Source organism: Desulfobacter sp. (genome assembly GCF_050177295.1).
On record NZ_JBFXHE010000078.1, the window covers coordinates 1 to 14,082 of the forward strand.

10 protein-coding genes are annotated in these 14,082 nt (G+C 52.9%); 6 read left to right on the forward strand and 4 right to left on the reverse strand.

The features are described 5' to 3' along the window. Positions 1 to 29: 29 nt before the first annotated feature. The 3 genes from AB7U36_RS08015 to AB7U36_RS08025 all read right to left on the reverse strand — a co-directional run bounded on the left by AB7U36_RS08015 (position 30) and on the right by AB7U36_RS08025 (position 3,138). Positions 30 to 281 carry a hypothetical protein gene (locus AB7U36_RS08015; protein WP_428159264.1) on the reverse strand — a complete coding sequence of 84 codons (252 nt, stop codon included), beginning with the start codon at positions 279 to 281 and terminating at the stop codon, positions 30 to 32. A gap of 86 nt (positions 282 to 367) precedes the next feature. After that, positions 368 to 1,978, reverse strand: coding sequence for a sodium/proton antiporter NhaB (gene nhaB, locus AB7U36_RS08020; RefSeq protein ID WP_428159265.1), 1,611 nt, complete (start codon positions 1,976 to 1,978; stop codon positions 368 to 370). Between the two features lie 170 nt (positions 1,979 to 2,148). Continuing rightward, positions 2,149 to 3,138 carry a methyltransferase gene (locus tag AB7U36_RS08025; protein WP_428159266.1) on the reverse strand — a complete coding sequence of 330 codons (990 nt, stop codon included), beginning with the start codon at positions 3,136 to 3,138 and terminating at the stop codon, positions 2,149 to 2,151. 264 nt (positions 3,139 to 3,402) lie between these two features. Between AB7U36_RS08025 and AB7U36_RS08030 the strand changes: the two genes are divergently transcribed. The 6 genes from AB7U36_RS08030 to AB7U36_RS08055 all read left to right on the forward strand — a co-directional run bounded on the left by AB7U36_RS08030 (position 3,403) and on the right by AB7U36_RS08055 (position 13,443). Then, a complete protein-coding gene (locus AB7U36_RS08030) occupies positions 3,403 to 6,321 on the forward strand; it encodes a PEP/pyruvate-binding domain-containing protein (protein WP_428159267.1) in 2,919 nt (972 codons plus the stop codon). 2 nt (positions 6,322 to 6,323) lie between these two features. Continuing rightward, positions 6,324 to 7,604 (forward strand): hypothetical protein, encoded by a 1,281-nt coding sequence (locus AB7U36_RS08035; protein WP_428159268.1) that lies wholly within the window; start codon positions 6,324 to 6,326, stop codon positions 7,602 to 7,604. 41 nt (positions 7,605 to 7,645) lie between these two features. After that, positions 7,646 to 10,249: a phosphatidylglycerol lysyltransferase domain-containing protein gene (locus AB7U36_RS08040; protein WP_428159269.1), complete on the forward strand. Its 2,604-nt coding sequence runs from the start codon at positions 7,646 to 7,648 to the stop codon at positions 10,247 to 10,249. 166 nt (positions 10,250 to 10,415) lie between these two features. Then, positions 10,416 to 11,564, forward strand: a complete 1,149-nt coding sequence (locus tag AB7U36_RS08045) for an acyl-CoA dehydrogenase family protein (protein ID WP_428159270.1) — start codon at positions 10,416 to 10,418, stop codon at positions 11,562 to 11,564. A gap of 17 nt (positions 11,565 to 11,581) precedes the next feature. Further along, on the forward strand, positions 11,582 to 12,427 hold the full coding sequence (locus tag AB7U36_RS08050; RefSeq protein WP_428159271.1) for an electron transfer flavoprotein subunit beta/FixA family protein: 846 nt from the start codon (positions 11,582 to 11,584) through the stop codon (positions 12,425 to 12,427). 8 nt (positions 12,428 to 12,435) lie between these two features. Next, complete coding sequence (locus AB7U36_RS08055; RefSeq protein WP_428159272.1) at positions 12,436 to 13,443, forward strand: electron transfer flavoprotein subunit alpha/FixB family protein; 1,008 nt, start codon at positions 12,436 to 12,438, stop codon at positions 13,441 to 13,443. 87 nt (positions 13,444 to 13,530) lie between these two features. On the opposite strand, the gene AB7U36_RS08060 is transcribed toward AB7U36_RS08055, so the two are convergent. Then, on the reverse strand, positions 13,531 to 14,082 hold a 552-nt coding region (locus AB7U36_RS08060), incomplete at its 5' end, for a Sir2 family NAD-dependent protein deacetylase (protein WP_428159273.1).

The window sequence follows — 14,082 nt, forward strand, 5'->3', positions numbered from 1 at the left end:
AAGCTCTCTTATAGATACCAAAACAGTCATCAGAATCTGTCTCCCCGGGCCTGGGATAGCCTGATGCGGTATACCCGTATCTTTTTAATCATGAATACCAGGGCCTGGGTCAGGCTGATCAGGATAATAAAACTTGCGGCAAAAAAAGTCATAATAAAGTTGAACGGGTCATTTAAGCCATACGCTCCCCGGATAAGGTCAACACCGAAAGCAAAGAAAAAAAGGGAGATTAAAAGGCATAATACCTGAACTGTCCACCAGAAATATTTCATATATTTCATTCAAGGTTGGGATGTCATAAAAAAAAGGTGTGCCGGAATGCAAAAACACTGCATGGGCACACCTTTCTATTTTTATTTAATACGCATTATAAAAACAGGTAACAAGAAATAAGTCCTGTCAGTGACATGGTGATGGTGTACGGCAAGGCAAGGTAAACCATCCGGCCATAGGACAGCCTGATGATGGGTGCCAGCGCTGAAGTCAGCAAAAATAGGAAGGCGGCCTGACCATTTGGCGTTGCCACGCTTGGAATGTTTGTTCCGGTATTAATCGCGACGGCCAGATGGTCAAAATGCCGGATAACTTCACCTACTTTGGCAGCGGTCTCCCCTGGCAGCGAAGCCAATACGTCAGCCCTGACAATTGCCGGGTCGGTAAGCTTGTCCATCAGCTGCTGTCCGGTCATTCCAATATCGGGAATCTGTCCGAGAATCTGGACAAAATGCATCTTTGTTTCCGTAATATATACGGTGGCAACAAACACGTTGTCAGAAATTGAGGATAATAAACCGTTTGCGATATAGTATGCCCCAAGCTGGAGATGACCATGAAGACTGAGTACGAAATGCATGATAGGATGGAAAAGGTGTTGTTCGTGAATAACCGCAACAATCGAGAAAAAGACGACCAGCAGTGCCGTAAACGGCAAGGCTTCTTTAAACGCTTCACCAAAATGATGTTCTTCGGTAATTCCGTTAAAAGAGGTGAGAAATATAATAACGGATAATCCGATCAGACCTACGGCGGCAAGATGGAAGGCAAGTGCAAGGATCAGCCAGATACCCGCCACGGCCTGCATAATAAGTCTGGCTTTGCCTGAGTCTCCCCGTTTTTCTTCCATTTTGACTTCGGTTTCCAGCAGGTGGGAACGAATGTTGCCGGGCATTTCAGCGCCATAGCCGAACCAGTGCTTTTTCTCCAGTGTATAACAGGTCAAAAGACCAACGATAAGGACGGGGATGGAGACCGGTGCAACTTCCAGAAAAAACTCAGCAAAATGCCATCCCATCTGGTGGCCGATAAGCAGGTTCTGGGGTTCACCTACCAGGGTACAGACACCGCCTAAAGCGGTACCCACGGCACCATGCATCATCAGGTTACGCAAGAAGGCCCGGAATTGAACCAGGTCTTTTCGCTCTGCATCTTTGACAGCCTGATCGTTGGTGAGATCATGGGCCCCGGCACTGTCCTTTCCGGATACATAACGGTGGTAAATATTATAAAAACCAAAGGCAACAGCGATGATTACCGCCGTGACAGTCAACGCATCAAGGAAAGCGGACAGAAAAGCGCCGGCAAAGCAGAAAAGCAAAGAAATAATCGCTTTGGACTGCACACGCACAAGTATTCGGGTAAAGGTGAACTGCAGAAATTCCTTCATGAAAAAGATGCCTGCAACCATAAACATCAAAAGAAGGATCACCTCAAAGTTGGCCAGTGCTTCGTGGTAAACGGTTTCCGGTTTGGCCATGCCCAGGATAATGGCTTCAATGGCCAGAAGCCCGCCCGAAGGTAACGGATAGCATTTCAGCGCCATAGCCAGGGTAAAAATAAATTCCGCAATGAGGGCCCAGCCTGTGACAAAAGGGCCAGAAACAAGAAGAAGAATGGGGTTAATAATCAGAAACACTATAATGGCATATTTATACCATGTGGGCGCATTCCCCAAAAAATTTTTTATAAAAGCGTTGAGCATAATCCGATCCTCACAATTATTAGGAACAACAGGTTATAAGTTTTACTAAATTTTACAGATGTTACAGAAATTGCCTTTTAACATCTCATTTGTAAAAATTCAACATATTATTCAGTGCTGACGCATGAATTTAAGATAAAGTCGGCTTGAAGACGGACCGCCTCTCTTTATCATGGACAAAAGGCTTCTATTAACCCCATCATATGGTCTTTTTCCTGAATTATCCGGATGTTTTCAAAACCTGCCTGAACCAGACCAGTTTTAATATCGTCAAAGGTGTATGTGCCGCCTCCAGGGGTTCCGACCAACATATTTATGGCGAATAAGGCACCGGATTTAGGCGCTGTTTTATCTTTTTTCATTACATGGTCCCGAATGACCAGGCGGCCTTGCGGTATCAAGGCTGTTGCAATTTTTTTAAAAAGTGCAAGGTTTTGATCCGGGCTGTTCTGGTGGATGATCGCCGACAAAAGAGCCAGGTCATATCCCGGGGGCAGGGGATCGGTGTAGAAATTGCCGGACACAAATTCAACGCGGTCTTTCAGGCCGGATTCTGCAATTTTGACCCTGCCCATATCAATCACATCAGGAAGGTCAAAAATGGTGGCAGACATTTGGGGTGATTCGTTTAAAAAGGCAATTGTGTATGTACCTGAGGCCCCGCCGATATCCAGCAGGCGACGAGCCGCACCGGGTTGAATCGCCTTAACAATTGCCGGGGCATGAGGCCTTCCCACAACGTGCATTGCCTGGATAAAGGCTTTTTGATCTTCACCTTGGAATCTGGCAGGTGTTCTGTTTGCAATGCCTGTTTCGGTAACAATGCGGGTTAAATTCGACCAATTCGTCCAGATGGTGGCTGCGTGCTTGACCATCGGCAGTACGCTTTGTGACGAATCGGCGCTTAAAAAGGCAAGCAGATCCGGCTCGGTCCGGTATTGTCCGTCTTTTTTATTTAACAGTCCCATGGCACAAAGTGCATCCAGAACAACGGTCAGGGGACGTTCATGCCAGCCCTGCTTTTCGGCAAGCGCTTTACTTGAAGCCGGTTTAGCCAGATGGGTGAAAATATCCAGTTCCGCGCCGGTCAAAAGCACCCGGCATTCCATAAAATTTTGCGCTAAAGAAAGAATTTCCTGGGGATTGGCGGTGATTGTCATGGTATCAGCCTCCAAAATTATAATTTTTCACTGCCGCTGAAGGATGATCTCACGTTGGTTGCAGATGTTCAAGAAATTTCGGCCTGGAATAACAAAACAATGGCTTACCTGAAAATATTTTATACAGCATAAAACGGCGATAACAACCCGGTTATTAAAAATTGTGGAATAAATTTAAGTGATTGACTCCTGGAATCAATGAGCGTAAAAAAAGGGAAAATTCGCTGTCCCGGCTGGACCAACATTAAATTAGGGATACAATAAATGATTCGACATATATGTATTGTTTTCACGGCAATGATGGTATGTGCATGTCTCTGGGCCGGCGGTGCAGCAGGCGCTGAAACTCTTTGGGATTCCGATCTTTCAGAAAAGATAGAAATCCTGAAAAACGATCCCAGAGGCCCGTTCCAGGAGATTAACTGGTTTTGTCCGGACGGCAAAATCCTGCCAGCCAAGACCCCCTGTCCCTCGGGTAAAGGGATTCAGCACGGAAGGCTTAAAAGCTGGGTACGCTCACTGGAACAGGAAAAAGGGATCTATCTGGACACCGTGCTTGCCGGAACTCCCCAGGACCGGGCCTGGGATGCGGGAACCCGTTATTCCCGGCTCAAGCAGTATGCCCTGCTTCAATACCTCATCAGTGCCGATGACGGGTGGATTTTCCGTAAGGCCCGGTTCCACAGGGGTGCGGTTCAGGCCGAAGATGAGGATAAGTGGGGGGGCCTTTTTTTGACCCAGATCCTGGCATCGCCCCAGACCTGCTTTAAAAATTATTTTTTAGCCCGTGAAGCGTGCCGGGTCATTCCCCATGTGAACCGAAACAAGACCCGGCTGCAGTCCATCCGTTCAGCGTCCAAAGCCATTTCGGAAAAAGACCCCGGGTTTATGGCATTAAGAATCAAGATTCACGGCCAGCCAGAATTCCGAGACCTTGGGATGGTTAAAACGTACCGGGATGAAAATGAGGCCCGCATGGATGCGGAACAGGCCCGGCGGTTCAAAACGCTGATCCGCGATCTTGACGCGGAGTACAAAGTCTCCCCGGCTGACTTGCTGGATGCGGTTCTGGCCCGGAACAGCCTGAAAAATAAACGGTTTTCCATGGCGGTTTCTTGTTTGAAGGAATCGAGAGGCGCGCTGGAATCCCGGCGATTTTGTCCTGATGAGACCGCCCCCAACCCCTATGCGGACATGGCGGATCTGCTGTTGAAAATTCGCAAGGAATTGCCCGGGGTGCCTGAAAACATCCGTCTGCCGCTTCTGGATGCCTCCCTTGAACTGGAACGTGTCCTGATGATGACGGTCTCCAACTGGCAGCCCGAAACCCTTGGGCAGCTTTTGACCAAGAATCTTGTCCTGGCAAAGGCAGCGGCAGGGTGCGGTTATATCGAATCCTGGGAATGGGATGCGTTCAATCAATATCAGCCTATTTCCCTGGAAAAAGAGGCTGATTTTACCGGAGTCAGGCTCAAGACAGAGCAGGTCCGCCGGGTGGTGGACTGGGGCACCGCCATGGTGACGACGGTTTACGGCCCTGAGATTTCGCTTTTCAGTACCTTTGAGTCAAAGGCCCGCGGCTTTTCCGACGACCGGATCCGTTCGTCCATCCTCCTGCCTTTTGGCCAGAGTGCAGGTGCCTTGGGTCAGGCGGTTCAAAACATTTCCGGCATTACCCATATGGTACCCCAAGGCGTGGAAAAAGGCGGTTTGCGGGGGATGAACCCAGGGTTGGCCTTTGGCACCCTGATTCTGGTGGAAGAAGGAAAAAGACCACTGGAGATCGAAGCTAAGAATATCTACCTGTTCCGGCACATCCCATCGAATCTTAAACCCCTATCCGGTGTGATCTCCGTGTCCGAAGGCAATCCGGTCTCCCATGTGCAGCTTCTGGCAAGAAATCTTGGCATCCCCAACGCTGCTGTCACCCCCAGGGTGTTTGGCCAACTGTCGGCCTTGGCCGGCCAAAAGATCCTGTTTGCCGTGTCCCAGAGGGGCAGGGTGGTGATTAAAACAGAATCCCAGATGACAACAGAAGAGACAGCCCTGGTAACCAAAAAGGCGCGCAGCACAGCGCTTTTTACCGTGCCCGTGGACAGGATCAACCTGGACCAGGTGCACCCGGTACTGCTCAGTGTTGCCCGGGCCAAGGATTCGGGACGGATCTGCGGACCCAAGGCCGCCAACTTGGGACAGCTTAAGTTCCGGTTCCCCGCTGCCGTGGGGGAGGGCATTATCCTGCCCTTTGGTATTTTCAGAAAACACATGGATCAGCCTATGCCCGGGACCGCCGGCACCTACTGGCAGTTTCTCACCAGGGTGCTGACAGCCCCGGACCAGGATGAAACGGCCCGGATCGCATCACTTGCAACGCTCCAGGCCGCCATTAAAACCATGCCGTTTCTTCCCGGATTTGAAAAAGAGCTTAACGCCTTGTTTAAAACGGCCCTGGGCGATGCGTTGGGTGAGGTGCCGGTATTTATCCGAAGCGATACCAACATGGAGGATATCAAGGAATTCACCGGTGCCGGTCTGAACCTGACGCTGTTCAATATCAGGGACAGACAGCTTATTCTTGACGGCATCCGTGAGGTGTGGGCCTCTCCTTACAGCGAAAGAAGCTATCTGTGGCGGCAGAAATACCTGAGCAATCCAGCCAATGTCTTCCCGTCCATCCTGCTTTTGCCCTCGGTGAATGTCCAGCGTTCCGGGGTCATCATCACCCACGGCATCCTTTCCGGACATCCCGAAGACATCACCGTGGCTTTCAGCCGAGGCGTAGGCGGAGCTGTTGACGGACAGACAGCAGAAAGCTTTCTGCTCACTGCAAAAGGAGAGGATATTATGACCCAGCCCGCCCGGGAGACAAAGGCCGTGCGCACTCCGGCCCAGGGGGGCGTCGTCAAGGAATGGGTTGATCTGGATACGCCGGTGTTAAGCGCTCTGGACCGGCAGAAAATCAGGGAACTTGTTTCAACGGTCAGAAGCACCCTTCCCGGCACCCCCGGGATCGAGGGCCAGGGGCCCTTTGACATTGAGATGGGATTTTACAACGATGCGATCCGGCTGTTCCAGGTCCGCCCGTTTATGGAGAACAAACGCGCCGGCATGACCAATTACCTGCTGAGGCTGGATATGGGATATGAAGAACCGGACAGCATTTCACTGGAAAGGCAATTATAATTATGAAACCCGGATCATGTTCCGGCAGACTGTTTTTCAGTGCAGCCGTAACAACTGCTTGGATTGTTCTGGCGGCATCCCAGGGTAATGCCTATCCCATTGACGGATTTGAGCGGACCGGCATTCGACGGCTTGTGTATGCCCAAAGGGTGATGGACAACATTGAAAAAGGATCCAAGCTGCCCCGGGGTGCCCTGTTGTCCACAGACCAGGTTCAGCTTCGCATGCTTTCCACGCCTTTTTCCCTGACCGGGACATCAGATGTGGTTGACCCAGGGCTTCAGAAAAAAATCAACGCCCTTTTCCCAAATCTGGATGAAAGCTACGCTCTGACCGTTCTTGACATTACACCCGGTAAAACGCCACGGCTTGCCCTCTGGCAGCCGACAAGGCGGTTTGCCCTGGGCAGTGTGGGTAAACTTGCCATTGCAGCCGGGCTGTTCACTCAGCTTAAAAATATGTTCCCGGATGATCCGGAAAAGCGGCGCCAGCTTTTGAAAACCAGAATCGTGACAGCAGGGCCATGGATTGAGACAGATCATCATCGTGTGCCGGTGTATGATCCTGCATCCGGCAGGTTTAACAGCCGCCCCATTCGCCAGGGAGACCGGTTCTGTCTTTACGAGTGGGCCGATCACATGATTTCGGCCAGCGCCAATGCCGCAGCCTCCACTTTGTGGAAGGAAGCGGTCCTTATGCACAGTTTTGGTAAAAATTATCCGCCGTCTCCCGGGGCGGAGAAAAATTTTTTTGCCACAACCCCCAGGTCGGTGCTTGGCGAAATGGCTGCAAAGGTAGTGAACCAGCCCCTTATCACCGCAGGTATCACACCCCGGGAGTTCCACCTGGGCAGTTTTTTTACGGCCGCCGGAAAAAAGATGATCCCCGGAGAGGGCGACAGCAACGGCTCTCCCATGGGGCTGATGAAGTACCTTGTGGCCATGGAGCAGGGCAGAATCTGCGATGCGTGGTCCAGTCGTGAAATCAAGCGTCTGATGTACAGCACGGCCAGACGAATCAGGTATGCCTCGTCACCGGCACTTGTCGGTTCTGCTGTATTCTTCAAATCCGGCAGTCTTTACCATTGCGCCCCAGAGCCGGGGTATGTCTGTAAAAAATACATGGGGAACAAGGACAACTTCATGAATTCAGTGGCCATTGTAGAGAATCCGGACAACCGGATTTACATGGTGACCCTGATGACCAATGTGCTGAAAAAGAACTCGGCCGTGGATCACCAGACACTGGCCACACGGATTGATGCTGTCATGAAGCAGGAGTAAGGCCCATGGGCCTAATGTCCCAAATTTTAAAACGGTGATTCATGTCCGATCAAGCTGCCGAACCGCTTTTATCCATTGAAAAACATCCCTGGCTGGACCGCTGGGCACAGTTCTGGAACAGGACCCGGATCTATCTTCAGATTCTTATTGTCTTTCTGGTACTGCTGCTGGTCTACCATGAAATCGGAAAACTCAATATTCACATGGTGCAGCAGGCCCTGGAAAAATCAGATCCCGTTTCCATTGCCCTGGGTCTTTTCCTGGTTTTTCTGGCCCTGGGCGTCATGGGGCTTTATGATGCCCTGGCATTCCCCGCCGGAGACGAGGGCAGGCTGACATTTAAAAAACGATGGGGCATGGGTTCCCTGCTCTTTGCCTGGACAAATTTCGTCTCCATCGGTCCCATTGCCGGGCCGGCCCTGCGCCTGCTGGTATACAGAAGATTTGGATTAAAGGGTTCCCAGATTACCAACGGCCTGATTGCACATTACATCGGCATGAACGGCGGGATGGCCGGATGGATGCTTGCGGTCTGGATGGCTCTGCCGGGAAAAGCAGACTGTTTTGCTGTTCGCATCGCCCTGGCAGCAGTAGGTTCCGTGGTTTTCACCCATGTGGCGGGCCGGATTGCCGCAGGGGGCCTGAAGCGTTTCTCACACAGGCACCCCGCCGGGTCCGTACCCCTTTTCAGCCTTGGCATTGTGTCCTTTTTTGACTGGGGGCTGATGATGGCGGCCTTTTGGCAGTTCATCCACGCCGTGGGGGTGGACATCCCCGCAACAGCGGCAGCCCGGACCGTGTTTGCCGGGCAGTTGGCCGGGGTGATCAGCATGGTTCCCGGAGGACTGGGCAGTGCCGATGCCATATGGCTCAAGGGATTTGATCTGATGGGGGTGATGCCGGGTAGGGCAGCGGCCGCCATCGTGGTATTCCGTTCAGGTTTTTATTTTATTCCGTGGCTTGCCGCCTTAGCTGTCATGTACGGGGTGACCCTGGCACACTCAAATCCCCTGCGTATCTGGCAGCGGCGGATTGTTGCCGGGGCCGTGCTGGTGAATGCCGTGCTTCTGCTGCTGGGCGCTGCCCTTCCTGAAATCCCCCCCAGGCTGGCGGTACTTGAAAAGATGGCGCCTCTGGGGGTTGTTGAGGCGTCGCACCTGCTGGCAACGGTGTCGGCGGCGCTGATGATGTTCCTGGTCCGGGGCCTTTGGCGGGGATACCGTATGGCCTATGTCCTGAGTATGACATTGTTCGCCGCCTCTGCCGTGGCCCATCCCCTCAAGGGCAGCAATTACGGGGAGGCGGTAATCTCCCTGGTGCTCATGGCGATGCTGTTCGGGGCCCGCAAGGCATTCACCCGGCGGGGCCGGGTGCCCCTGGCGTGGGAGCCGGCCCTGGCCGTGGGGGTAGCTGCCCTGGCCATCTATCTGGTGGCGGGTCTCGCTGCCTTTGACCGGATTTCCTTTGGCAACGATGTTTGGACAACCTTTGCCTTCCATGCACAGTCCAACCGGTTTTTACGGGCAGCTGCGCTCCTTTGTGTGGTGGCCATTGTGGTGGTGATCCGGCAGGCCCTGCTCCCGGTTTCGGAATGGATCACCCCGGATCCGGCTGATATTGACCGGGCAGAAGCTTTTTGCCGTGTGCATGCGGATTCCGCTGATGCCCTGCAGATCGGCGGCGGGGACAAGGCTGTCTGGTTCTGGGAGCCCCAGGCCCCAGAGATATCCGGGGTGGTGCTTTACCAGTGTTTCGCCGATAAACTGGTGGTGCACAAGGATCCTGTTCTGTCACCCCAAAGCGATCCGGCCCGGCTGCTGGATGATTTCATGGCATTTGCCCGGGACCAGGACATGGGCGTGATTTTCTCCATGGTCACAGGCCCCTGGATGGAACACCTGCATGACTTTGGCTACCATTTTATCAAGATGACCGAAGAGGCCATTGTGCCACTCACTGATTTTTCCTTGAAAGGCGGGAAAAACGCAGGCTTCAGGCGCACCCTCCGGGACATGGAGGGGGCAGGCATTTCATTTGAGTTTATGGCACCGCCTTTTCCAGGGGGCACCATGGACCAGTTGCGTACGGTGAGCGATGCCTGGCTTGGGTCCAAAGGCGGCCAGGAGATGCAGTTCAGCCCCTGCTATTTTTCCCCGGAATACATCCAGCGCAACCCTGTGGCCGTGGCCCGGGAAACTTCGGGGCGGATTATCGCTTTTGTCAATGTGCTTTCCACGCGCACCGGAGGACCGGCTGCCCTGGATTTCATGCGGTATATTCCCGGTGCCGCAAACAATGTCATGGACTTTGTTATTATCAACACCATGCAGGTGCTGGCCCGGCGCGGCATAATCTCATTCTCCCTGGGCGGTGCACCCATGAATGATGTGGGGGCCAGACCCCAGGCCCGGGTTACTGAACGGGCCATGCGCCTGATTTCAAAACGGGCTGAAAACAGGTTCAACTTCCAGGGTCTTTTGCAGTACAAAAATAAATTTCACCCCCAGTGGAAGCCGCGCTACCTGGCCTATTCCAAACCCTGGGACTGGGCATCGGCCCTGGCCGTAACCCTTCGACTGGTTCAGGCCGGGGGGCGGGACGCGCGCCGCCGTATCGCTGCGGCGCGGCTGGGTGGAACAAATTAAAACACCCAGCCCGGTTCTATCTCCGGAAAAGCGAGCATCTACAAATTGGGTTTCGCCATTTTAATAATTTGAAAATGTGTCCAGATGGGTTATAGTCCTGTCCTACCTATGAATGATATTAATTTTACGGGTTATTTCCCCTTAAGAAAATAAAAGGCGTGATGTTATGGATTTTAACCCCTGCATGAAACACCAGGTGGTCAGAAAAACGGTGCGGGAGTTTGCTGAAAACGAGATCAGACCCCATGCGGCAAGCCTGGACAGGGAAGGGCGCTTTCCAACTGAAATTATTGAAAAGATGAGGCCTTTGAATTACTTTGGCCTCCAGGTGCCGCCGTCTTTAGGCGGTGCCGGTCTGGACACCATTTCCTGTGCCATTGTGATCGAGGAATTATCCAGGGTGTGCGCGGCCCTCGGGCTTTGCGTGTCTGTTCACAACAGCGTGGGCCTGTATCCCATTTTAAGGTTCGGTACGGATGAACAAATTGCCCGTTTTGTCCCGGATATGGCCGCAGGAAAACATATCGGTGCGTTCTGCCTGACCGAAGCCAATGCCGGTTCCGATGCCGGCGGCGTGGAAACCACGGCAGCAAAGACCGAAGAAGGATACACCATTAACGGCACCAAGATTTTTGTCACCAACGGCGGGGCCTGTGATGTGGTTCTGGTCTTTGCCGTGGATGCGGGCGGCAAGGAACAGTCCCGGCCCAATGTCTTTATTGTGGAAAAGAAGTGTCCCGGATTCAGTGTGGGTGAAATAGAGGATTTATGCGGCATGCGGGCCAATCCGGTCTCGTCCCTGTTTTTTGAGGACTGCCGGATCCCTGAAACCAATCTTCTGGGCAAACCGGGTCAGGGCCTGAAAATCGGTTTGACAGCCCTGGATACCGGCCGCATCGGTATTGCGGCCCAGGCGTTAGGTATTGCCCAGGCCGCATTTGAAGCGGCATTGAGCTATGCCAAGGAACGCCAGCAATTCAACAGTCCGTTGACAAAATTTCAAACCATCCAGAACTATCTGGCAGAGATGGCCACGTCCATTGAATCGTCGCGCCTGCTTTTGTACCGGGCTGCGGCGGCCAAAGACAAGGGCGGTGATTTCGGGGCCCAGGCCGCCATGGCCAAACTGTCCTGCAGCACCACGGCACGCATGGTGACGGATCTGGCCGTCCAGATCCACGGCGGATACGGATACTCCAGAGAATATGATGTGGAACGCTATTTCAGGGAAGCCAAGGTGACCCAGATTTACGAAGGCACCAGTGAAGTGCAGAAGATGGTCATCGCAAGACATCTGATTACCCGGCCCAGTTAAGGAACAACACGAGAAATATGGAAAACAACACACTTGATATCATTGTATGCATCAAACAGGTACCCATGGTGTCTGAATTGCCCTGGAATTCCAAAACCGGCACCCTGAAACGGGAACTTGCCCAGGGCATGATGGACCCGGCCTCACGCCTTGCCCTGGAAGCCGGGCTTCGTCTGCAAAGGGCAGGGCAGTCAGAGAATCGCCGGATCCGGGTGACCGCACTGACCATGGGACCGCCCATGGCCGAGGAGGTGCTTCACCAGGCCGTGTCCTTGGGTGCAGACCACGGGGTCCTGCTCACGGACCGGAAAATGGCCGGGGCTGACACCAATCTTACCTCTTTTATTCTTGGCCGGTATATAAGGATGTTTAAACCTGATACCGGTCTTGTGCTGTGCGGGGCCCAGACCAGTGACAGTGAGACGGCCCAGGTTGGTCCCCAGTTGGCCTGTGAACTGGATTTTCCGGCCATTGGCTGGGCATCGGATATCCGGCTGACCCAAAATGCACTGGTCGTCACCCGGCTGGTGGATGATTTTATGGAAACCCTGGAAATGGATCTTCCGGGCCTTGTCACCATAGATCTGGGCGCATTTGTTCCCCGTTATGCAGGACTTGCCGGTGTGGCCCAGGCCTTTGCCACACCCAAAATTGACGTTGTGGATGCCGATGGCCTGGAACTGGACAGGGAGTTCAATGCCCTTAAGGATTCGCCCACCCGTATTCTGGATGTGTTTTCGCCGGCCACCCAAAAGGAGAGCCGGGTGCTTAAAGGGGCGGCTAAAACTGTGGTGGATCAGCTGTTTGCCGATTATGGAAAAATTATCAGTTCCGCCATGGGCAAGGATTTAAAAAAGAAATGAGGACGCAAATGTCAAAAAATTCAACCGGCAAAGATATCTGGGTGCTTGGGGACTATCGCAACTATTTTAAAAACCGGGTCACGCTTCAGATCCTGGCAAGGGCCAGGGCCCTTGCGGCACAGACGGGTGGTCAGGTCTGCGGCGTGGTTTTTGGCCATGACGTGGATGAATATGCCAGAGAATATATCGCCCATGGTGCGGACCGGGTTTATGTGATTGATCATCCAAGGCTTAAATCCTATGGCCTTGAAACCTTTACCAACCTTTTGACCCGGCTGGCCCGGGATATGAAACCGGATATCATTCTGATCGGGGCCACCCGGTTCGGCCAGGAAGTGGCACCCCGGGTGGCAAAACAGCTGAACACCGGGCTGACCGCCGACTGCATTGATCTTGATATAGACGATAAAGGACTGCTTGTCCAGATTGCACCCTCCTTTGGGGGCAACCTCATTGCCCGGATACTCACGCCCAGAGCCCGGCCCCAGATGGCAACGGTGCGGCCCGGCACCTTCCATGAACTTCCCCATGATAATACGGCCCAGGGCGAGGTGGTCTCCCTTGATCTGCCCAAAGATCTGCCAACCGATCGGGTCCGCTGCACCCACTCGGAATACCGGCCTGCCAAAGCCCTGGGCATTGAAAAGGCGGATATTGTGATCACCGGCGGCAGGGGGATGGGATCCAAGGGCAAATTTAAAAAATTGTTTGACCTGGCAGGTCTGCTCAATGCCGAGGTCGGGGCCACCCGTCCTGTTGTTCATGCCGGGTGGGTGGGCCACGAGGCCCTGGTGGGCCAGGCCGGCAAGCATATCCGGCCCAAGGTGCTGTTCTCCTTTGGCATCTCCGGTGCCATCCAGCACACGGCCGCGCTCATGGATGCTGATTTCATTGTGGCTGTGAACAAAAACCCCAATGCCACCATGATGAAACTTGCGGATGTGGCCATTGTGGCCGATGCCAACCAGGTCTGCTCCGGGATTATCCGGGCACTGAAAGAGAAGATAAGGAACTGATGGCTTTTTTATGCAAGAGTAGAAAATTATCGGCCCCTTTTTGAAAGAGCCTTTGTAAGCCAGCTTTGGGATAATCATCCTTATTCATCAGCATAAAATTCGGTTTATGCCTTCCCTGGCACCAAGCGGCAGGCCGATTGCACCTTGGCAAACATGGTAATCCCTTGGGTTGATGCGTATCAAGGCTGAATTTAAGTTCCGGCCGGTTCGTTGGGATTTATATCTTACCGTAGGTACGGCAAGGCCTGCCCCCATTTCAATAATGGCCAACTTTGCATTGAAGCTGTTGAGCTTTTCAAGCCATTTCTGCAAACGTGCCCCTTGTTCACTGGTGCGGTGCGATATCCAGTTCCAGTCTCCAAACATTAAAATATTGGGGCGTGCCAGCCTTCCACAGTTTTTACATTTCGGCAACGCGCCTGTAGCCCTGAACGCTTCCATATCAACATTGACTTTCTCTTCCCCAATCTTCCAGATGTCGCTGGAGCATGGTCCGGTGCATTGGAGATGGAGGATAGAGCCATGGCACTCTTCAATCAATGCATCGTCAAAGCCGGCTTTTTGAAACTGCCCGTCAACATTCGAGGTGAATACAAAATATCCGTACGGCTTGCTTCTTCCCAGATCAAGCAATTTTGA

Excerpts from the sequence above, each read along its gene's own strand:
- AB7U36_RS08015 (WP_428159264.1), bottom strand. The coding sequence starts at position 281 with ATGAAATATATGAAATATTTCTGGTGGACAGTTCAGGTATTATGCCTT.
- AB7U36_RS08040 (WP_428159269.1), top strand. The coding sequence starts at position 7,646 with ATGTCCGATCAAGCTGCCGAACCGCTTTTATCCATTGAAAAACATCCC.
- AB7U36_RS08025 (WP_428159266.1), bottom strand. The coding sequence starts at position 3,138 with ATGACAATCACCGCCAATCCCCAGGAAATTCTTTCTTTAGCGCAAAAT.
- AB7U36_RS08030 (WP_428159267.1), top strand. The coding sequence starts at position 3,403 with ATGATTCGACATATATGTATTGTTTTCACGGCAATGATGGTATGTGCA.
- AB7U36_RS08045 (WP_428159270.1), top strand. The coding sequence starts at position 10,416 with ATGGATTTTAACCCCTGCATGAAACACCAGGTGGTCAGAAAAACGGTG.
- AB7U36_RS08050 (WP_428159271.1), top strand. The coding sequence starts at position 11,582 with ATGGAAAACAACACACTTGATATCATTGTATGCATCAAACAGGTACCC.
- AB7U36_RS08035 (WP_428159268.1), top strand. The coding sequence starts at position 6,324 with ATGAAACCCGGATCATGTTCCGGCAGACTGTTTTTCAGTGCAGCCGTA.
- nhaB (WP_428159265.1), bottom strand. The coding sequence starts at position 1,978 with ATGCTCAACGCTTTTATAAAAAATTTTTTGGGGAATGCGCCCACATGG.
- AB7U36_RS08055 (WP_428159272.1), top strand. The coding sequence starts at position 12,436 with ATGTCAAAAAATTCAACCGGCAAAGATATCTGGGTGCTTGGGGACTAT.